The sequence below is a fragment of the Runella rosea genome (assembly GCF_003325355.1).
Taxonomy (GTDB): domain Bacteria; phylum Bacteroidota; class Bacteroidia; order Cytophagales; family Spirosomataceae; genus Runella; species Runella rosea.
The window spans coordinates 1,029,108-1,050,671 of record NZ_CP030850.1 but is presented as its reverse complement, the minus strand read 5'-3'; the positions used below and the strand labels follow the sequence as shown (position 1 = coordinate 1,050,671).

Annotated in this window: 13 protein-coding genes; 9 read left to right on the top strand and 4 right to left on the bottom strand. The window is 45.9% G+C overall.

The annotated features are described in order from the left end of the window. Nucleotides 1–55: 55 nt before the first annotated feature. Nucleotides 56–841 (bottom strand): succinate dehydrogenase cytochrome b subunit, encoded by a 786-nt coding sequence (locus DR864_RS04500; protein ID WP_114065833.1) that lies wholly within the window; start codon nt 839–841, stop codon nt 56–58. Nucleotides 842–1,154: 313 nt separating this feature from the next. Here DR864_RS04500 and DR864_RS04495 point away from each other — a divergent pair, with 313 nt between their 5' ends. Further along, nucleotides 1,155–4,022: a T9SS type B sorting domain-containing protein gene (locus DR864_RS04495; protein ID WP_114065832.1), complete on the top strand. Its 2,868-nt coding sequence runs from the start codon at nt 1,155–1,157 to the stop codon at nt 4,020–4,022. Between the two features lie 138 nt (nt 4,023–4,160). Next, nucleotides 4,161–4,805: a 3-keto-disaccharide hydrolase gene (locus DR864_RS04490; RefSeq protein WP_114065831.1), complete on the top strand. Its 645-nt coding sequence runs from the start codon at nt 4,161–4,163 to the stop codon at nt 4,803–4,805. Between the two features lie 91 nt (nt 4,806–4,896). Here DR864_RS04490 and DR864_RS04485 read toward each other — a convergent pair whose 3' ends face one another. Then, nucleotides 4,897–5,691, bottom strand: a complete 795-nt coding sequence (locus DR864_RS04485; RefSeq protein ID WP_114065830.1) for a pesticin C-terminus-like muramidase — start codon at nt 5,689–5,691, stop codon at nt 4,897–4,899. Nucleotides 5,692–5,904: 213 nt separating this feature from the next. Here DR864_RS04485 and DR864_RS04480 point away from each other — a divergent pair, with 213 nt between their 5' ends. Then, a complete protein-coding gene (locus DR864_RS04480; protein ID WP_162793549.1) occupies nt 5,905–7,845 on the top strand; it encodes a putative porin in 1,941 nt (646 codons plus the stop codon). A gap of 144 nt (nt 7,846–7,989) precedes the next feature. After that, nucleotides 7,990–10,674, top strand: a complete 2,685-nt coding sequence (locus tag DR864_RS04475) for a TonB-dependent receptor (RefSeq protein WP_114065828.1) — start codon at nt 7,990–7,992, stop codon at nt 10,672–10,674. Between the two features lie 149 nt (nt 10,675–10,823). Here the strand turns inward: DR864_RS04475 and DR864_RS04470 are convergent, their stop codons facing one another. Next, on the bottom strand, nt 10,824–11,684 hold the full coding sequence (locus DR864_RS04470; protein ID WP_114065827.1) for a dienelactone hydrolase family protein: 861 nt from the start codon (nt 11,682–11,684) through the stop codon (nt 10,824–10,826). 128 nt (nt 11,685–11,812) lie between these two features. After that, entirely contained in the window at nt 11,813–14,275 is a 2,463-nt protein-coding gene (gene topA, locus DR864_RS04465) for a type I DNA topoisomerase (RefSeq protein WP_114065826.1), read from the bottom strand. A 199-nt stretch (nt 14,276–14,474) separates the two neighbouring features. Between topA and DR864_RS04460 the strand changes: the two genes are divergently transcribed. The 5 genes from DR864_RS04460 (at nt 14,475) to DR864_RS04440 (ending at nt 21,390) form a co-directional block, all read left to right on the top strand. Continuing rightward, nucleotides 14,475–15,713, top strand: a complete 1,239-nt coding sequence (locus tag DR864_RS04460) for a NupC/NupG family nucleoside CNT transporter (protein WP_114065825.1) — start codon at nt 14,475–14,477, stop codon at nt 15,711–15,713. A gap of 118 nt (nt 15,714–15,831) precedes the next feature. Further along, the gene (locus DR864_RS04455) at nt 15,832–16,620 is read left to right on the top strand and encodes a M48 family metalloprotease (protein WP_114065824.1); all 789 of its coding nucleotides are present in this window, start codon (nt 15,832–15,834) and stop codon (nt 16,618–16,620) included. A 100-nt stretch (nt 16,621–16,720) separates the two neighbouring features. Continuing rightward, nucleotides 16,721–18,913, top strand: coding sequence for a S9 family peptidase (locus DR864_RS04450; RefSeq protein ID WP_114065823.1), 2,193 nt, complete (start codon nt 16,721–16,723; stop codon nt 18,911–18,913). A 201-nt stretch (nt 18,914–19,114) separates the two neighbouring features. Further along, nucleotides 19,115–19,717 carry a Uma2 family endonuclease gene (locus DR864_RS04445; RefSeq protein WP_114065822.1) on the top strand — a complete coding sequence of 201 codons (603 nt, stop codon included), beginning with the start codon at nt 19,115–19,117 and terminating at the stop codon, nt 19,715–19,717. A gap of 413 nt (nt 19,718–20,130) precedes the next feature. Beyond that, nucleotides 20,131–21,390, top strand: coding sequence for an asparagine synthetase B (locus DR864_RS04440; RefSeq protein ID WP_114065821.1), 1,260 nt, complete (start codon nt 20,131–20,133; stop codon nt 21,388–21,390). Nucleotides 21,391–21,564 lie beyond the last annotated feature (174 nt).

Genomic DNA, 21,564 nt, shown 5'->3' with positions numbered 1-21,564 from the left:
TGTTAATCGTTAGCGAGGCATTGGGCTGAATACACTATAACCCATACTCCGTCATTTACATACTTTTAAAGAAAAAATACAAAGGCATCAAGGCAAAGCCAATCGGGATGATGATTCCGAATACCCCTACACCTAAAAAGGTAAGCAGAGAATTGTACTTGATGTGGTTGATACCCAAGGTCTGGAAAGCACTTTTGAACCCGTGTACCAAGTGGAACGATACCGCAAACATGGAAAGAACGTAGAATAAAACTACGATGGGGTTTTTGAAGCCTTCCAACACGCTGCGGTACAAATCCTTAACGATTACGACGCGGGTGTTGCTTTCTTCACGGACAAATTCTTCCAATTTGTTCTTGATTTCGCCTTCGTATGGCGTTGCGGTTACTTCGCCCGTTACCAGATTTTGTTCGTATTTGGTGTATGGAACATATCCAAACTTATATTCAAACCAGAAGTTGGACATGTGTACCACGATAAACACCAACAAAACTGTCCCTAAAACGGCCATGTTACGCGAAAATAACGAGCTGTTGGCTTTTCCGTCGTAGGCTACGTAGCGTTGCGCTCCGCGAGCCAGACGGTTTTGGTACGCAAGATACAAGCCTTCAAAGGCGTGCAATAAAATCAGTGCGTATAAACCATAAGAGATGGTTTTGATGAGCGGATTGGTGGTCATAAAAACGGCGTAGACGTTAAAAGCCAAGCCATCGTCCTGTTTAAATAATTGCAGGTTCCCACTCATGTGGACAATTAAAAAAGAGCACAAAAACAAGCCAGTCAACGCCATGACTAATTTTTTGCCAATGGAGCTTGTCAGTGTTTGGGTAAGCCAAGACATATCAAAAATTGTTAAATTAAAACGATAAATTATACTGTTTTCAGCGGTCAAAAGTAGGTCTCAATCAATTTAGAAACAATCTAAAGTGTAACTTTTTTTGCTAAATAACGAGTGATATTTAAAGCTTGTTTTTTTAACCTTGTGTGTAGATTTTTTGTTTGATAAAAAACCAAAAAACGAATCAGAAAAATGCCCCTACTTTTAAAAACAAATAATTTTTACACCATTTGAGCAAATATTTCGTTTTTTAATTGATAATATGCGACGACCTAACTTCAAGGTATTTTTGACCCCATTTTATATTTTACTACCGATGAGGCATTTGACTCTACGTTCTCTATTTTTTCTGTTGTGCGTCTTCAGCACATACTATTCTTACGCAACCCACGTTCGCGCAGGTGAAATCACGGCCAAAAGATTAACCGACAAAGATTTAACCTATGAAATTTTGCTTACCACCTACCACGACGAAATTGGGGGACGGATGGCTAGCGACGGTCAAAACGATGTAACCTTTTGTATCCGTCCTTTTGTAGGTGGTGTAGGCTCCACATTATTGGCCATGCGAACCAGCAGACAAGCCATCACCAACTCTACTTCGGCCAATACCTTTAAGGCTACTTTTACTTTTTCTTCGCCCGGTGTCTATGTTATTTCGGTGGGGATAGAAAACCGCAATGACGGGGTGGTCAATTTGACCAATTCCGTAAATGTCCCTTTTTACGTAGAAACGATTTTGGTGATTAATGCGTCGTTGGGTTTGAACAAAACACCCGTGATGCTCAACCCTCCTTTGGATTCGGCGCGTATCGGACAAAAATTTTGCCACAATCCTGCGGCATTTGATGCCGACGGGGACAGCTTGGCGTATCGACTTTCGACCCCTAAACGCGGCGAACCCGGGACTTGTATCAACCGAGTGGCAGATGGCTATCGTGATCCAGCCTTAGGATTGAATCCTGATGCCCAAAATGAATTAAAAAACGGGCCCGCTACTTTTACCATTAACCCCATCACGGGCGATTTGTGCTGGGATGCCCCCGCCGTTGCGGGTATTTACAACGTGGCCTTTATTATTGAAGAGTGGCGCGACGGAGTTAAAATCGGAGAAGTAGTAAGGGATATGCAGATTGTGGTGGGCGACAGCCCCAACCGAAGGCCGCTACTCGACCCCATTGCCAACACTTGCGTAGAAGCAGGCCAAACCGTGACCCAGACCGTGCGAGCAACCGACCCCGATAACAACCGAATGTTGCTTTCTGCGTATGGTGGGGTATTTAACGTAGGTCCTGATGGAAAACCCATTACAGATGCGAGCCAGTTCCTAGTTGCCCCAGCGTTCGCTACTTTTACGCCATCACCTACCACACCACTAAGTTCGCCAGCGGTGGGTACTTTCCGTTGGTTGACCAACTGTAGCCACGTGAGGGAAGCACCTTACGATGTTGTATTCAAAGTAGAAGATTTGCCCGGAAGGATGAGCCTACAATTGGCCTCGCTCGAATCGTTTTCTATCCGGGTGGTAGCTCCCAAACCCACTGGGCTTACGGCTCGGGTTTCGACGGGAGCGGTTCCAGGCTTTACCTTGACTTGGACGTCTTATTTGTGTCAATTGCCGGGCGCACAAATTGCTATTTACCGCAAAGAAGGTTGTACGGGCGGCACGTTTAGTGCCTGTACCAATCCCGGCGACCCGTTGGCGCTGGGTTACACCGAAATCGGACGAGTACCAGCGGCTACTACTACTTTCACAGATGATAACAATGGAATGGGGCTTCGTCGGGGAGGAGTTCAATACAGTTATCGGATTCGGGTCGTTTATGCCTTGCCGCAAGGAGGAAACAGCCCTCTTTCGGACGAAACCTGTTTGGATTTGCCCGCTCAAATTCCAGTCTTGACCAATGTAACCGTGGATACGACAAGCGACACGCGCGGGGTAATCACCGTAAAGTGGACGCGCCCACCGTTTGCGCTTGGGGATGTGCCTGGACCGTACCAATACCGTCTTTCTCGGGCAACGGGGCTGAATGGAACTAATTACACCGTTATCGCAACCATAAATACGACCCTCCAACCCAATGCCGATACGATTTATGTAGATCGGGGTTTAAATACTTCCCTCAACGGCTACCGCTATCGGTTGGAGTTTTTTCATACGCTCAATGGTACGTTGACCAGCTTAGGAACAACCGAGCCAGCCAGTAGCGTCCGGTTGGATGTGTCGCCGGCGTCGCAGGGAATGCGCCTCAATTGGCAGGCGATTGTGCCTTGGAGGAATGAAAACCAGCGTCACCGTGTGTATCGTGAAAATCGCGGGCGTCCAGGTACGTTTAACCTGATTGCCGAAGTGTCGGTGCAGGGACCCAATACGTTTACCTACATAGATGACGGAACTGACCGCTTTTTGGCCGATGGAGATGTCTCCAAGAAGTTGTCTACTGATTCCACTTACTGTTACCGCGTCGAGACCGTCGGAACTTACGACAGCCCACGAATTCGGGTTGGACAATTGTTCAATTTCTCCCAAATTGCCTGTGGCGTGCCATCAGACAGTACCAAACCTTGTCCGCCAGAGCTAAAATTGGATGTATTGGATTGCGCAACGGTTTCGGGAGGGGCCTGTCCCGAAACTGTCAGTAACACCCTCAACTGGACTTCTCCCGCTACTAATTCGGCTAATCAACCCTGCGCGGCGGTGGCAAGTTATAATGTGTACTTTGCGCGTTATCCCGAAGATGACTTCAAGCGCGTTGGGCAAACGACCGTACCCGTAACCACCTTCAAGCACAATGGATTGGATTCGTATGCGGGTTGTTATTACGTGACGGCTATCTCTCGTTTTGGGTCAGAAAGTACCCGCAGCAACGTAGTTTGTAATAATAACTGTGAGGATTTTCGGGTACCCAACGTCTTTACGCCCAACGGCGATGGCAAAAATGATTTATTCATCCCGCTTACTTGCTCCATTTTTGTCGAATCTATCACATTTGTGGTCTACAACCGTTGGGGCGTAAAAGTATTTGAAACCAATACCCCTGCCCTTAATTGGGATGGCAAAACAACCGACGGACAGGAGCTTCCCACGGGAACGTATTTCTATCAGGCCAAAGTGAGTTTCAAGACGCTGGCCCGTGAAAGTGAGCCTGTTACCACCAAAGGGTGGATTCAGCTTATTCGATAGTTACGACCGATACTATAAAATGAGAGAGGGGCTTCGGCCCCTTTTTTATGGATGTTGGCCGAAAAAAGAATTGAATCAAAAGTAGTAATTAGGCGGATGTATCCTTATGTTATTTTAAACCTTAATCATTGAAGAATCATGAAAAAAGCTTTGTATTTTGGAACACTGATGCTCTTAATGGCCGTAAGTGTAAGTTTTGCTCAGAAGAAGAAGAAAGACGGTTGGATTACTATTTTTGACGGAAAATCAATGGACGGTTGGAAAGTCGGGGAGAATGCTTCTACGTTTAGTCTTGAAAACGGTACCCTTAAGGTGGCAGGCCCCCGGGCGCATATTTTTTATGACGGCAAAGTGGGAGAGCATAACTTTAAGAATTTCGAATTTAAAGCTCAGGTAATGACTACGCCAGGTTCTAACTCTGGAATCTATTTTCATACCCAATACCAAGAAGGTGGTTGGCCTTCAAAAGGCTACGAAGTGCAGGTCAATAACTCACATACCGACTGGCGCAGAACCGGGAGCCTCTACGGAGTTCAGGATGTGAAAGATGTTTTTGTGGATGATAACGTGTGGTACACTGAGCACATCATTGTGCAGGGCAAGCACATTATCATCAAAATCAACGACAAAACCGTAGTGGATTACGTAGAACCCGAGGAGGTAGCAACGAAGGTAAAGGATGGAGGGCGCAAAGTCAGCAGCGGAACTTTTGCGTTGCAAGGCCACGATCCCAAAAGCATAGTTTATTATAAAGATATTATGGTTAAGCCATTGGGCGAATAAATAGGCTTACGATTTGTTTGAAGAAAAAACAAAGCCGCATCTCTTTGTCAGGGGTGCGGCTTTTTGGTGCATTTATTAATCAGTTAAAGCATTAAACATCCCAATCTTGTTCGTTGAGGGAGCTTTCTAAGTGGGCATCTGGTTGAGCGTGAGGACTGGAATGATGTTCTTCTATGATGGGAGTTTCGGCGTAAAGGTCGTTGCTCCAGATGGTTTCTGCGACTTCTATAGACTCATTTTCGGGTAATTCAAGGGCTTCAATTACTTCGGCAATTTCGGGCCCAGCTTCAATGGGTGGGGCATTGGGGTCGAGAAAAGTCGAATAGAACGTATCGTTACGGTAAGACAAGGGTTCTCCACCCGAAAAACGCTCAAACGATTGAGCTACGGTATCCCAGTCTTCCCGCAATACCGCCTCAGTAAGGGTAGGAAATTTACTTAGGCCGGGATTATAGGCAAAGTCAAACAAGATATGTTTTTGCTTTTCAGATAAATTCTCCCATGAAATCATATCATGCGTTACGGTGTCACTTTCATCGGCAAACTGGGCTAGTTGCGACCGCAGTCGGCGTTCGTATTCATCAACGAGCACCTGGTCAAACAGCGCCTGTTGTTGTTCTTCCGTAATGTAGAGCTCGTGGCGGTGTTCGTTGACCCAAGCTTGGGCGTCGTCGCCCGTTTTGGAGGCCGCATCCATAAACGCCTGCGCGGTTTGCGGATGAATGCCCGCCTTGGTTAAGTCTTCGTAAATCTCCATAGGTGTACGGCTTCCCATGTCATAGCCGGGACCAATCGTTACTCCCGATAGCCCACCTGGAAAATGAGGCACCAGGCTTTGGCCCTGATGACCTATTTCTTGCTGATACGTAAAGGAATATCTGGACATTTGAGTCTTCAGTGATGGTTACAACAAAATTAATATGCTTTAAACGACAAACCCTAACCGAATACTCAAAAGGTTAAATATCGTTAATTCTTGTCAAAGTGTTTAAAGTAATCGGCTGGAAATCAACGTTAAATGAAAGAGTAGGCGTGAAATAAGGGGCAATTGAGGGGCAACGATGAACGGTAGAGTAAAAACTTATACTAACTTTGTGGCGTGAAAAAGTGGTTATACATTGTTTTTTGCGGGTTTTTCTCCGTAGCGGGTTACGGCCAAATCAGGATGCCGACTGGCGGCTCTTTAGGCTCAGGTCAACAGGGTGGCTTGGGGCAGGGTGGTCAGGTCAAAATTGATGATTCTACCAAGGTGATTTATGGCCCTCGTACTGCGCGTTATTTCTTGGAAGAGGATATTTTTGATAATCACAAAACCCTCTATCAAATTGATACATCCTACGATGATTTTCATCGCTATAACTTTGTGCAACGCGCTGATTTTCAGTTGGTAGATTTGGGGAATTTTGGGACTGCTTCGCGCAATGTCTTCTTCCGACCCATCGAGCAGCTAGGTACTCAATTTGGCTATGATGCCTACTCTCCCTATGCCTACCAAATCAACGACGTAAAATACTACGACACCAAATCCCCGTATACCAACCTCTACTTGACGTTGGGCGGAGGTGGACAGAATATCCTTCGTTTCGACCACAGCCAAAACCTCTCTCCCCGCTTAAATTTGGGGATAAACGTTCAACGTTTTACCACCAATAAACAATTTGGAACCAGCGGGCAGAGTGATTCCCAAACAAATTTAGCCCAGAACTGGGGGTTTGTTTTTCACGGAAATTACCGCTCTAAGGATGAAAAATACACTTTTTTGGGGCAATTCAACCACCTGAACCACCACGTGTACGAACAGGGAGGAATGTCGCCCGATAGCCTTAACTTCAAAACCGACCGGGGCATTGAATACGATAACCCTTCGGCTACGTTTCGGACGGCGCAATCATGGGAGCGGCGCAACAATTGGCACATCTACCAACAATATGTCTTGGCGCAGGGATTTCAGGTGTATCATGTGTTTGATTACAAACGCAGCATTGATGTTTTCTCCGACACTGACCTGACCAATGCCCGCTTGTACGGGTTTTATAACAATTATTATTATGATTCAACGCAAACCCGGCAGGAAGTAAAGTTTCGGTTGTTTGAAAACAAATTTGGTATCAAAGGACGTTTTCAGGGGTTTAATTACCGCGCCCATTACCGTCAGCGCATCGCCAATATGAATGGCGCTTACACCAAAAGCTACAGCACCACGGGAACGTATCGACTGAGTAGATTTGAGAATTTTGTGGGGTTATGGTTGGCTTATTATCTCAAAGACAGCACCCAACGCGCCACTGCCGAATTTGAATATCTGTTGGGCCGCGATTTTAAAATCAAAGGCGAAGTGGTAAGTAAATGGTTTAGGGTAGGTTATCTTTCGACGTTTACTTCGCCTACTTTTGTTCAGCAATTATATGATGCTAATCACCTGCGTTGGACCAACTCCAACCGTTTGGTCAATTCAAACAACATTTATGGTCAAATAAATGTCAATACAAAGCAACTTCGCTTGAGTCCTCGGCTGGATTATCATTTAATCAACAACTATTTTTATTTTGATACCGCAGCCGTGGCGCGGCAATACACCAGTGCGTTTAGTGTGGTGCGCGTAGGAGGCGAAGCAGAATGGCGTCCAGGCAAATTTCAATTTTTGACCCAAACCTATTATACCTTGGTGTCAAACAATGACATTCTGCGTATTCCGCGCTTTTTTGCCAATTTCCGCGCCACTTTTGATTTTGTTTATGCCAAAGTTCTTTTTCTACAAGTAGGAGGAGAAATTCACTACAAATCGGCCTATTATGCTGATGCCTACATGCCCCTGACCCAGCAGTTTCACCTGCAAAACCGTCTCAAAACCGAAGGAGTGGTCTACACAGAAGTCTTCCTCAATGCCCGCATTAATCGGGTCAGATTGTTTGTAAAAATGGCCAATGCCGCGCAGGGAAATTATCAAGGTGCATTGATACGTGGGTATTTCTCTACCCCCTTTTACCCAGTTGTGGGGCGGTCGCTTGGTTTTGGGGTCAATTGGCCCCTCTTTGACTGATTTCGTTCGTCTATGTTTTTCCCCTATTTAGTCGTTTAGACCTTACAGTTGGTCGTTTTTATCTGCTTCCTAACACTTTAGGAGTAACATTTGTATACTTAAAATTGTCTTAAGTAGTAGACAAATTACCATAATCAATTTATAATGAAAAAAGTATTTTACATTTTAACAGCCGTTTTAGGTATTACTTTCACTTCTCAGGCGCAGTTTCCCGGAGGCGGGGGCTTTGGTGGGGGTGGTCGCGGTGGTGACCGAGGTCCGGGCGGAATGGGCCAACAACAACAGCAGGCTATGCCTGACCTTCCCAAAGGAAACGGAAGAGTATCAGGAATCATCGTTGATTCTGCTTCTGGTAAGCCAGTTGAATATGCAACCGTTGCCCTTTTTGATATTAAAACTGGTAGACCAGTCGACGGTTCGGTGACGGACCTTAAAGGAGCTTTCTTATTAAAAGGAGTTCCTGATGGTGAATTTAAGTTTGTGGCCAGTTTTATTGGTTATAAAAACTTTGAAATTGCCAAATTGACCATCGGAAAAGGCAGTAAAGAACAAAATTTGGGGAATATAAACCTTCCTCCTGATGTGCGTACCCTGGCGGAAGTGACCGTAACGGGAGAAAAAGCCATCATCGAAGATAAAGTAGACCGTTTGGTATACAATGCCGAAAAAGACATTTCAAATTCGGGAGGAGATGCGGGTGATGTGCTTCGTAAAGTGCCCCTTCTTTCGGTGGATTTGGACGGAAACGTGTCGATGCGCGGTAGTGAAAACATCCGTGTATTGATCAACGGGAAACCTTCTACCATCGTTGCCAACAGCGTGGCCGATGCCTTGAAAATGATTCCATCTGACCAGATTAAAACCGTTGAAGTAATCACTTCACCTTCGGCAAAATACGACGCAGAAGGCTCGGCGGGTATCATCAATATTATTACCAAGAAAAATACCCTTCAAGGTATTACGGGCTCAGTTGATATTGCAGGCGGAAATCGGTCAAGCAATTTATTCGGGAATGTAAACCTAAGAACTAAAAAATTGGGGGTATCCGTAAACGCAGGTGGACGTATGATGTACCCGCCAACGGGTGGCTATATCAATATCAGCCGTCAATTGGCTAATGGTGACGTAGTCAGAACCCGTCAGGAAAACAACGGCCAACAATTAGGTGGATTTGGAAATGTGCAGTTGAGTGTCGACTATTCGCCTACCACAAAAGACAATGTAACCCTGAGTGTTCGTAACAGCCGCCGGGCGTTTAACCTGGACAACACACAGCAATCATTCAGCTTTTTTGGTACAACCGTCAATCCCACTTTTGCAAACAAGATTGATACCAAAAACATCGGTAATAACCTTGATGTAAACTTGGATTATACTCGCAAGTTTGAAAAGGAAAACAAGGAATTTAGCGTTTTGGCCCAGTTGAGTCAAAATGCGGGTGACAATAGCTATACCCGTGACCAATACCGTGGCTCTACGGAGGGTGAACTGTTTTACCGTGAAAGCAACCCTAATAAAAGTTTAACGAAGGAGCGTACTTTACAGGTTGATTATCAAGACCCAATCAGTAAATATGCCCAGATTGAAACGGGAGCTAAAATGATTTTACGTCATATCGAAAGTGATTTTCGTTTCAATTATGATAGCACGGGTCGGGGCATTTATACGCCTAATCCGCAGAGAACCAACATTTTTAGCTATGACCAAAACGTGTTTGCGGGTTATCTTTCATTCTTGTTTCAAACGACTAACAAGTGGGGATTCAAACCAGGTTTGCGCTATGAATACACGCAATTAGGAGCTAAATACCAAGATGCACCAGCGGTAGCGTTGCCAAACTTCTCTACGTTGGTTCCGAGCATCACGATTTCAAAAAGCCTCAAAGGAAACAAGACGATTCGTTTTAGCTACAACCGCCGGATTCAGCGTCCGTCTATTCAGTTCTTGAACCCCAACGTTTCGCAGAGTGATCCGTTCAACGTTTCTTTCGGAAACCCGAACCTTGACCCTGAATATACCAACAACTTTGAAGTTAACCTGAGCACGTTTATCAAAACAACGACCCTTAATTTTTCGGCTTATACCCGTATGACCGAGGGCTCGATTGAAAGCGTTCGTTATCGTGGTGGACAGGCATTGTTTGACCAATTGACAAGTCAGCAGGGCGTAAATGTTGGTAGTGTGATAGTAAATGATAACACGCTTCTCTCAACCTTCCAAAACATCGGTAGCAACCGTGCGTATGGTTTGAACGTATTTGCGATGGTAAAACCAGTGAAAGGAATGACCATCAACGGAAACATCGACGTACGTTATATCACGTTGAATAGTCCTTCGTTGGGGGTCAAAAACCAAAACTGGACCTATAATCTCTTTGGTCAGATTCAGTACCAGTTAGGCAAAGATTGGAGCGCTCAGATGTATGCTTTTGGTCGGGCACGTGATATTCAGTTGCAGGGTACTCGTGGCGGTTTTATGGGATACAGTCTAAACATCCTGAAAGAGTTTAAGAAGCAACAGGCAAGCTTAGGTTTTGGTGCGGAGAACTTCTTGCAAAACGCATTCAGCCAACGCAGTAACCTCAACAGCACTACACCCGGAAATATCTTTAGCCAAGAACAGGTCAACTTGATGTACAACCGTGGTTTCCGTCTTACTTTCCGTAAGCGTTTTGGTAAAATGTCGTTTGATGGTAATTTCTTCCAACGTAAGAAAAGTGTTAACAACGATGATACCAAACAGGGCGGTGATAACTCAGGCGATAGCGCTGGAGGACAGCCGGCTGGAGGTGGTGCCACAGGTGGTGGTCGTCGCGGAGGAGGCAAATAGAATAGCTTTTTGATTTATATCCACACCATAAACAAAAGTCCCTTCCAAGTCATTGGAAGGGCTTTTTGTTTATGGTGTGGGAGTACTTGAAAATGAAATCTATTTTTTCTGTTTTTAAGTTAAACGCAATACTCAAACCTATTTATTACTTAACTTCCTAATTCCTTCTTAAAAAGGCCAATGGTTCTTTCCCATGCTAGTTTTGCAACGGCTTCGTTGTAGCGCGTAGGGGCAGAGTCGTTGTTGAAAGCGTGTTGCGCCCCCTCATACACATACAGTTCATACTTGATACCTGCTTTTTTGAGGGCTTCTTCGTAGGCGGGAATTCCCGCGTTGACGCGTTCATCCAGTGCACCATAATGGAGCATCAGTTTTGCTTTGATTTTAGGCACGTCGGCAGCATCAGCCTGTCGGCCGTAATAGGCTACGGCGGCATTGAGAGAGGGGACGTTCACAGCCAATTGGTTGGCCATGGCGCCGCCCCAGCAAAAACCTACGCAACCCGTTTTGCCCGTACAGTCTTTGCGAGACTTCAGATAATCAAAGGCTTTTACGTAATTGTTGAGGTTTTTCTTGGCGTCAAGCTGTCCGAAATACGTGCGAATCTGCTCGGCATCGGTAGGTGTGCCGCCAAACGGAGAAAGTGCATCGGGCGCAAGGGCGATAAAGCCTGCCAAAGCCACACGGCGGGTTACGTCTTCAATGTGGGGATTAATGCCCCGATTTTCGTGAATTACCACTACCGCAGGGTAGTTGCCGGGGGCCGCAGGCCGCGCTAAATACCCTTTCATTTGCGTTCCATCCCCTTCGTAGGTAATGTTTTCGATGGTCAAACGCTCGTCGTTGGGTTTGACTGTGGAGGCGTGTGCGTAATTGACCTCTAACAAAGGAAGCACGGCCATTGCTGCGGCCGTGCTTCCGGTAAGTTGGGTCAATCGCTTGAAAAAGTCGTCCCGTTTGAGGGGCTTGTGTGTATACTCGTCAAAGAGATTAATAATGCGTTGGTCCATGTTTTGTAGGAGTGAGAAGTGAGTAGAAAGCTGTGAGAATAAGTACAATCGGTAAATAACTAAAGCAATTTACCACTTATAAACTACTCATGATTTCATTCTCTCTTCTGAGTTCTGACTCCTAAAAACTATGCTCCCGCCAGTTTCAAACAATCCTCCAACGTGAGGGTTGCGGGATCGGTGTCTTTCGGGATTTTGATATTACGTTTTCCAACGGCTACGTAAGGGCCGTACGGTCCACGCAATACTTTAACGGTGGCATTTTCGGCAAATTCCCGAATGACTTTATTGCTTTCTGCTTCCCGTTTTTTCTGAATGATTTCGAGGGCTTCTTCCCGCGTAACGCGTTGCAGGCTCATGCCTTTGGGGAGGGAATAATACTTGTCGTCGTGCTTGATAAACGGCCCGTATTTTCCCATACCCGTGGTGATGGGCTTCTCTTCCAAAAATCCCAGGCCTTCTCCTTCACCAGCTAAGTCGCCGCGTTTGAGTCGGATGGCACCGATGCACTGTTCAGCTTCAATCGTGTAAGGGTCGTCACCACGGTCTAGTGAGTAAAATTTGTCGTCGTGCTTAACGTACGGCCCGTATTTACCCACGCCTACCACCATCGGTTTATCTTCAAAGAAACCTACTTCCCGGGGCAGCGAAAACAGTTCAATGGCTTCTTCGAGGGTGATGGTTTCTACGAGTTGACCTTTTTTGAGGTTGGCGTATTGGGGTTTGGCGTCCTCGGTGGCTTCGCCGATTTGGACGTATGGTCCGAACTTGCCAATCTTGGCAAAAATCGGTTTCCCAGATTTGGGGTCGAGTCCTAGCTCACGGGCTTCGGCTCTTTTGAGCACTTTTGAACCTTCTACTTCACCGATTTTCTGGTGAAATCCTTGGTAAAAACCATCAATCATTTGTTGCCACGGAAGTTTTCCTTCGGCAATTTCGTCAAACTCTTTCTCAACGTTGGCCGTAAAAGAAAAATCAACGACGTTTGGAAACAGTTCGACCAAAAAGTCATTGACAACCATGCCCGTGTTGGTCGGAAATAACTTTGCTTTTTCCGCGCCGTAATTTTCTTTTCCAACCGACTCTTTCAGTTGGTTTTGTTTCAGTATTAGCTCTTTAAAGTCGCGTTCGAGCCCTTTTTTATCTTGCTTGACAACGTATTCACGCTTGATAATGGTCGAGAGGGTTGGTGCATACGTAGAAGGTCGGCCAATGCCCATTTCTTCCAATTGCTTCACCAAACTTGCTTCCGTATAGCGGGGTTTGGGGCGCGAAAATTTCTCCGTTGCCTTCAAAAAGTCTAAATTCAGGATTTGCCCAATATTCAAAGGAGGCAGCATTCCTTTGGTGTCTTCTTCCTCGTCGTCTTTAGATTCTAGGTATACTTTCAAGAATCCGTCAAACTTAATGACTTCACCTTGCGCTACCAATTCTTCGCTGGTGGTTGAAATGGTAATGGTGGCAATGGTGCGTTCCAACTGCGCATCAGCCATTTGGGAGGCAATGGAGCGTTTCCAGATTAATTCGTACAGGCGTTGCTCATTGCGGTCGCTGCTGGCTTTCAGTTCCCCAAAGTTGGTCGGGCGGATGGCTTCGTGAGCCTCCTGTGCCGACTCAGATTTGGTTTTGAATACGCGTTTTTGGTGGTACTTTTCGCCGTATTCGCTGTTGATTTGATCGGTTGCTTTTTGCAATGCCTCCTCCGATAGATTGGTGGAGTCGGTACGCATGTATGAAATCTTTCCCGCTTCGTAGAGTTTTTGGGCCACGGTCATCGTTTGCGAGACCGAAAAGCTCAATTTACGCGAAGCTTCCTGTTGTAAAGTAGAAGTGGTGAATGGTGGTGCGGGGGATTTTTTGCCAGGTTTTACTTCCAGATTTTTGATTTTAAAGGTAGCTCCGATGCATTTCTCCAGAAATGCCCGAGCCTGCGCCTCCGTTTCTAAATTCTTGGGAAGTTCTGCTTCTAGTACTTTTCCGCCTTCCAAAATAAATTTGGCAACGACTTTAAAAGAGGATTTGGATTCGTGGGCTTCCACTTCCCGCTCACGATCTACAATCAGGCGCACCGCTACGGACTGCACCCGTCCTGCCGACAGCGCGCTGCTGTTGCCTATTTTTATTTTTCGCCATAAAACGGGCGATAATTCATAGCCTACAAGCCGATCGAGTACGCGGCGAGCCTGTTGGGCGTTGACCAAATCCATGTCGATAAGGCGTGGATTTTGGATGGCTTTTTGCAGGGCTGTTTTGGTAATTTCCCTGAAAACAATCCGTTTTGTATCTTTTGGTAAGCCGAGTGCTTCTTTCAAATGCCACGAAATGGCTTCTCCTTCGCGGTCATCATCAGTTGCTAGCCAAACCTCATCGGAAGACTTTGCTAACTTCTTTAACTCATTGATAACCTTTGTTTTATCGGCAGAAACTTCGTAGGCAGGTTCGTATCCATTTTTAACATCTACCCCTAAATCTTTGTCGGGGAGATCGCGAACGTGTCCAAAACTGGATTTGACCGTGAAATCTGCTCCGAGGTATCCTTCGATGGTTTTGGCCTTGGCCGGTGACTCAACTATAACTAAGTTTTTTGACATGGTGGGTGTGTTTAGTCCCAATATTGCCGTCAAATATAGGGGTGAATCTAAGTGGAAACAAAATTGAACGGAGGGTAAATGACTTTATTTTTTGTAAAATGAGGATATAATTACTGAAAAATAAAACGGCATTCCTATCTTTACCCACTTGATTTAACCAAAACTAACCTACACTTTAGAGATATTACTGACACACTTCATGGAACGTTTCACAGGACTTATTGGGATTGTATTAATTTTAGGTATTGCCTACGCGCTCTCCAACAATCGCAAAGCGATTAACTACCGCACCGTTGGCGTAGGATTGGCGCTTCAATTCGGACTAGCGGTTTTTATTCTCAAAACGACGATTGGACAAACAATGTTTGATTGGCTGGGCAAAGGTGTTCAGAAAGTATTGGGTTTTTCGGATCGTGGTGCCGAATTTGTGTTCAGTCCATTGGTAAAACCCTCTGTACTCAATAAAGCTTTTGGGGCAGGCAATGATTTTATCTTTTTCTTCAGCATTGTTCCGACCATTATTTTTGTGGCCGTTCTTGTCAATATTTTGTACCATATCGGTCTCATGCAACGTATCGTGGCGTTGTTGGCTAAGTTAATGAAATGGCTCATGGGCGTGAGCGGGGCCGAAGCCTTGTCAAACGTGGCGTCGGCGTTTGTGGGGCAGGTAGAGGCCCAAATCATGATTAAACCCTACCTCAAAGGCATGACCAACTCCGAGCTGCTCGCTTCTATGACGGGAAGTTTTGCTTGTATTGCGGGAGGGGTAATGGCTACCTATATTAAATTGGGCGTGCCTGCTTCGTACCTGATTGCCGCGAGTCTGATGGCGGCGCCGGGGGCGTTAGTGATTGCTAAAATTGTGTTTCCCGAAACAGAAACTTCCGAAACCAAGGGGGTGGTGAAACTAGAAATCAAAAAAGCGCACGCCAATCTGTTGGATGCCATTGCGGCGGGAGCCAGCGAAGGACTCAAAGTGGGTTTTAACGTGATTGCGATGTTGATTGGATTTATTGCCCTGATTGGCTTGGTCGATTTTCTTTTGGGTAAAGCAGGTGGGCTTTTTGCCTTTCCTACGTTGAGCCTTAACTTTTTGCTCGGAAAAGTTTTCTCGGTATTTGCCTGGGCCATGGGTGTTCCTTCTAAAGACGTGGAAGTAGCTGGTGCCTTGATGGGGACCAAGATGGTAATCAATGAGTTTGTGGCGTACTTAGATTTGGTACACATCAAAGATACCTTGGATGCCAAAACAATTGCCATTACCAGCTTTGCGTTATGTGGTTTTGCCAATTTTAGTTCGATTGCCATTCAGGTGGGCGGTATCAGCGAATTAGCCCCGACGCGTCGTTCAGATTTAGCACGTTTGGGCTTTAAAGCACTTATTTGCGGAACATTAGCGTCTTATATGTCGGCTACTTTGGCGGGATTACTCATTTAATCATTGACTTTTAAAAAAAAAATATAGATCGATTAAAATCAGGTATGATTTTTTATCGCTTATCGAATACTTGCCTTTATAACAAAGGCTTTTCTATTCAACTTTAAACTTTAATGCAATGGGACGTTCTCGTATTGGTGGAAGGCTACTGATTGGGCTAATCATGGCCGTGGTTGCATTGTTTGGTTACTTCAATAAGTCGCAGGTGAATCCAATCACTGGCAAAACGCAACGGGTAAGCCTTACCCCTCAGGAAGAAATTACGCTGGGGCTTCAAAGCGCGCCTCAAATGGCTGCCGAATTTGGAGGACTGTATCAAGACGAACAGGTGCAGGCACTGGTTAAGAAAGTGGGGCAGGGCATTGTGCAGAATACCGAAGTAAAAGATGGGCCGTACCAATTTGATTTTCATGTCTTGGCTGATGCCGAAACTGTCAATGCGTTTGCGGTGCCGGGAGGGCAGATTTTTATTACGATGGGCCTGTTGAAGCGCCTCAAAACCGAAGACCAACTGGCGGGAGTACTTGGTCACGAAATTGGGCACGTGGTGGGCCGACATTCGGCGCAGCAAATGGCTAAGCAAGAGCTAGTAGGCGGTTTGGCAGGGGCGGCATCGGTGGCTTTATCCGATCCCAACTCGCCCAATGGCAGTGCCTACATTGCGCAATACGTAGCCAACCTGATGAACCTGAAATACGGGCGTGACGATGAACTGGAATCGGATGATTTTGGGGTAAAATATATGATACAGACGGGCCGAAATCCCGAAGCCATGGTGGAGGTGATGGAGATTTTGGCCGCCGCAGGTGGGCCGAATCGCCCCGCTGAATTTCAGAGCACCCACCCAAGTCCTGAGAACCGAGTTGCAAAAATAAAAGCCGCCATGGCTAAATACCGTAACCCGTAGGGGCAGGCCTTGCGTCTGCCCATTCAACCATCAAGGGGCAGACGTGAAGCCTGCCCCTACGATTGTAATTTTTTATCAACAAATTAATATACCTATTGGAATGAAACGCATCCATTTCTTATTCCTTTTCCTTTTTGTACAACTTTCGCTCCAGGCCCAATTTAACCGGGGGGTTCAATGGACCGAAGACGGCAACGGTTATCGTCGTATTGAAAACAAGGAAATCATTCAGTATTCTCTGCCTGATTTGCAAAAAACGGTGTTGATTTCCGCCAAGCAGTTGACTCCTGCCGGGAAAAGTGAACCCTTGACCGTACGAAGCTACGAGTTTTCGGAAGACGGTCGTAAAGCATTGATTTATACCAATACCGCCCGCGTGTGGCGTTACGATACCCGGGGCGATTATTGGGTGTTGGATTTGGACAAAAACACCCTGACCCAAGTGGGGAAAGGGCGCCCCGTTTCTTCTTTGATGTTTGCCAAATTCTCACCCGACGGAAAGAAGGTAGCCTACGTAAGCGAACGAAATATTTTTGCCGAAGACCTCGCAACGGGAAAAATCACCCCGCTGACCAAAGATGGTACTACGCGCCTCATCAACGGAACGTTTGACTGGGTGTACGAAGAAGAATTTGACTGCCGCGATGGTTTTCGTTGGAGTCCAGACAGCCGAAATATTGCCTATTGGCAGATTGATGCTACCAAGATTCGGAATTTTCTGATGATTAATAATACGGATTCTACCTACGCCTTCAATGTACCCGTTGAATATCCGAAAGTGGGAGAGCGTCCCTCTCCGTATAAAATTGGCGTGGTGAGTGCCAACGGTGGTGCTACCAAGTGGATGAGTACCCCTGGCGATCCGGGCAATACGTACATTCCGCGCATGGAATGGGCCAATGCCAACGAACTGGTGATGGAACAGCTCAACCGAAAGCAAAATCAAGCCAAATGCCTCTATGCCGACGTAAAAACGGGACGCACCACCGAGTTTTACACCGACAGTGACGATGCTTGGGTGGAAACAAAAAGCAGCTATTCGTGGGCCGATAGCCCCGCAGGTTGGGATTGGCTAAACGGTGGGAAGGAGTTTTTGTGGATGAGTGAAAAAGACGGATGGCGTCACCTCTACCGCGTTTCGCGCGATGGCAAAACGGAAAAATGCATTACGGTTGGTGAATACGATGTGATTGGGGTCGTGCGGATTGATGAGAAAAACAATTATGCGTATTTCATGGCGTCGCCCGATAACGCTACCCAAACCTACCTATTTCGGGTAAAATTGGATGGGAGCGGCAAAGCAGAACGGATGTCACCCGCAAGTCAGGTGGGGAGCCATCGCTACGATATTTCGCCCAATGGCGCTTGGGCGTCTCATTCTTTCTCCAATGCTAATACGGCTCCCATGAACGAATGGTTACGTCTTCCCGATCACAAAGCCTTGAAAGAAAGTGATGATATTACGGCAAAATTGGCCGCGCAATCGTCGTCTAAGAAAAAAGTTGAATTTTTTCGGGTAAAAACGGAGGATGGCACGGAGCTAGACGGTTGGATGGTGAAGCCTGACAATTTTGACCCGACAAAAAAATACCCGATTGTATTCTCGGTTTACGGAGAACCCGCCAGCTCAACCGTCATGGATCGGTGGGGCACAGGCCGCAATGGCCTTTACATCGGCGACATGGCAAAAGATGGCTACATTTATGCTTCCGTCGACAACCGTGGTACGCCTTCTCCGAAGGGAAGAGCTTGGCGTAAAGCCATTTATCGTAAAATTGGCATTGTCAACATTCGTGATTTGGCGATGGGTGCTAAAACCTTATTTGCGCAAAATTCATTCATCGATACCAGCCGCGTAGCGGTGCATGGTTGGAGTGGAGGAGGTTCTTCTACCCTCAACCTATTGTTTCAATATCCTGATTTGTTCAAAACGGGCATTGCCGTAGCAGCAGTGGCTGATCAATTGAGTTATGATAACATTTATCAGGAACGGTACATGGGTATTCCGCAGGAAAATCGGGAGGATTTCGTTAGCGGGTCACCCCTCAGCCATGCGAAGAACCTACGCGCTACCCAAAACCTTTTGTATATTCACGGTACGGGCGATGACAACGTGCATTATCAGAATGCCGAAAAATTGGTCAATGAGTTGATAAAGTACAACAAACAGTTTCAATTTATGGCCTATCCTAACCGTTCGCACGGGATTTACGAAGGTGAGGGTACTTCTCGCCACTTGAATACGCTTTTCACTAAGTTTTTAAAGGAACATTGCCCGCCCGGTGCAAAGTAGAGAGTTGGAGGAGGGTGTTTTCGGTTTCTCAAAACCGAAAATTTACGAATTAGTGTGTTTGTGGCCTGATGTTTGGAGGTTCTCAACCCCCAAACATCAGGTTTGAGAACCTGACTGCACTTCAGGGTGCTTTCGGTTTCTCAAAACCGAAAGAGGCTTCGGGATTTTTTGTAATTTTACGGTAAGAAATCACAAAGTAATATGGGACAGCCCGAATATCAGCAGCGTTTAAGTATTGAAGAGTACCTAGCGCTAGAAAAAGAAACTGATACAAAATATGAATACCACGATGGCGAGGTGTATGCAATGGCTGGCGGAACCCCTACGCATAGTCTGATTGCCAATAATGCTGGTACAGCATTGAACATCAATTTGAGGAGTAAACGTTGTTACGCATACAACAGCGATTTGCGCGTGGCCACGTCACGCAATAAATATGTGTACCCGGATGTTTCTGTGGTGTGCGGGAGGGTTTCTTTTTTTGAGGAACTTAAAAATGCCGCCAATAATCCAGTATTGATTGTAGAGGTACTGTCGGAAGAAACCAGGGCTTACGACCGTGCGGGCAAATTTATGCGTTACCGCATGATGGAGTCCTTTCGGGAATATGTCTTGATTGACCAAAGTTTGCCCTTTGTGGAAGTATTCTATAAAAATGAGTTGAGTACGTGGGAATACCGTGCTTATACAGACTTAGAAGGTATGATTCCGCTGCATTCATTGGACATAGAAATTCCAATGGCCGATATTTACATTGGCGTTGATTTCCTGCCTTTTGACCCTGAAAATTTGCAATTGTTATAGGTTTGCCCTTTGGCGGTGTTATCGTTGCCAAATTTAGTGACTTCTTTCCCCTTTTTTGGTACTTGTCTCTGCCCATGGTTCTCGTCCATTTTCTTCATCTCTAACCACGCGTTGAGGTAGGGCGCTTTTGTGAGCATACGTACGGCCTATTTACTTCATTGCCAGTGTTTTTGCCTTAATGCCTTTCTTCCATCATAAAATAATTTTCAGAAAAAGTATAATCCTTTTCTTCCTTGAAAAAATAAAATTTTCTGCTATTTTTGTTAAGGAAATTTTTGGGTACTCAAGTATTTTAAATGCACACCGTTGTTCTTATTCAGTACACCGTTTCCGTAAGGCTTAATTCCCGTTAACCATTTCGTTTATAGTCCCCACACGACCAGTCCACAAACCTGCTAACTCACACGGACGATATGAAAACTTTGTATTTGTTCTTTTTGCTTCTGGCGACGGCCATCAAAAGCCTTGCCAACTCGGTCCTCATTCCGATGGACGATAAGCAATCCAACCACCTGAAAGCGTACGGGGTTGCCTATTGGGTATTGAAAGAAGATTTGGAGGTGGATTGGTTGCTCAATTACCGGGGCGGTAGTTTTTTGATTAAATATTCATCGGCGGTGGAAAAAGAATGCCGTTTGCGGGGCGTATCCTACGAAGTCATCTCCGACGCCACGGTCAATTCGATGATGAGCCAAATCACCAGCCCCGACGTAAACATGGATGCTGTGAAGCTCCAAAAGGCCGCCAAAATCGTGGTGTATAGCCCCATCAAAGTGGGCCGGGCCTCGTTTGAAGATACTGATGCCGTTTTGTTGGTGCTCAAATACGCCGAAATCCCGTTTGAGATTGTGTACGATGAAGAAATTATGAAAGGCGATTTGGCCAAATACGATTGGCTGCACCTCCATCATGAAGATTTTACGGGGCAATTTGGCCGCAATCGCCGCCGGATGAGCCTTGAAGACCTTCAGGCGCAGGAAAATATCGCTAAAAAATTCGGGTACAAGAAAGTGTCTCAGCTCAAGCTCGACGTAGCCCGTACCATCAAGGGCTTTTGTGCGGGTGGAGGGTATTTGTTTGCCATGTGTTCAGGTGCGGAGTCGCTGGACGTAGCCTTGGCAGCCGAAGGTGTTGACATTGTACCGTCCATTTTTGACGGTGATGGCATCGACGCCAACGCACAATCTAAACTTGATTTTAGCAAAACGTTGGCATTTGAAGATTTTAAATTGGAACTCGGTGACGACGAATACCGCGGAGGGATGTCTTTTTCTAGCATCAATTCGTCTTCTGGCCAAGGGTGGAACGACGAAAGCAATAGCTTTTTTTCTTTGTTTGATTTTTCGGCCAAATGGGATGTGATTCCTGCCATGCTCGTCCAAAACCACGAAACACTGATTCGGGAGTTTATGGGACAAACGACCGCCTTCAACAAGAAAACCGTTAAATCAAGTGTGCTAGTGATGGGACAAAGCAAAGCCTCTGACCGCTATATCTACGGGGAGTTAGGCCGAGGACAGTTTACTTTCTACGGTGGTCACGACCCCGAAGGACAACGAGGTTTTCACCGGATGCCTACCGACCTCAACCTTCATCCACACTCCCCTGGTTATCGGCTTATTCTGAACAATGTTCTTTTCCCTTCGGCAAAGAAGAAGAAACGAAAAACGTAGAAGAACCCTTCTGTTGTTTCTGCCGCCGTTGGTGGAGTTTTCTCCGCCAACCCTTTCTCCTGTGATGAATTGTTGGTGGAAAAATACCAAGAATAGCCAAATAGATAAAATATCTTTCTGATTTTGGTATTCTCCACTAATTGTCTAATTAATGGGTGCTTTTAGGGGTAATTA

Bases quoted from the DNA above. Each gene is read 5' to 3' on its own strand.
- DR864_RS04450 (WP_114065823.1), top strand. From the start codon at position 16,721: ATGAAACGCATCCATTTCTTATTCCTTTTCCTTTTTGTACAACTTTCG.
- DR864_RS04490 (WP_114065831.1), top strand. From the start codon at position 4,161: ATGAAAAAAGCTTTGTATTTTGGAACACTGATGCTCTTAATGGCCGTA.
- DR864_RS04500 (WP_114065833.1), bottom strand. From the start codon at position 841: ATGTCTTGGCTTACCCAAACACTGACAAGCTCCATTGGCAAAAAATTA.
- topA (WP_114065826.1), bottom strand. From the start codon at position 14,275: ATGTCAAAAAACTTAGTTATAGTTGAGTCACCGGCCAAGGCCAAAACC.
- DR864_RS04475 (WP_114065828.1), top strand. From the start codon at position 7,990: ATGAAAAAAGTATTTTACATTTTAACAGCCGTTTTAGGTATTACTTTC.
- DR864_RS04445 (WP_114065822.1), top strand. From the start codon at position 19,115: ATGGGACAGCCCGAATATCAGCAGCGTTTAAGTATTGAAGAGTACCTA.
- DR864_RS04455 (WP_114065824.1), top strand. From the start codon at position 15,832: ATGGGACGTTCTCGTATTGGTGGAAGGCTACTGATTGGGCTAATCATG.
- DR864_RS04440 (WP_114065821.1), top strand. From the start codon at position 20,131: ATGAAAACTTTGTATTTGTTCTTTTTGCTTCTGGCGACGGCCATCAAA.
- DR864_RS04495 (WP_114065832.1), top strand. From the start codon at position 1,155: ATGAGGCATTTGACTCTACGTTCTCTATTTTTTCTGTTGTGCGTCTTC.
- DR864_RS04470 (WP_114065827.1), bottom strand. From the start codon at position 11,684: ATGGACCAACGCATTATTAATCTCTTTGACGAGTATACACACAAGCCC.
- DR864_RS04460 (WP_114065825.1), top strand. From the start codon at position 14,475: ATGGAACGTTTCACAGGACTTATTGGGATTGTATTAATTTTAGGTATT.
- DR864_RS04485 (WP_114065830.1), bottom strand. From the start codon at position 5,691: ATGTCCAGATATTCCTTTACGTATCAGCAAGAAATAGGTCATCAGGGC.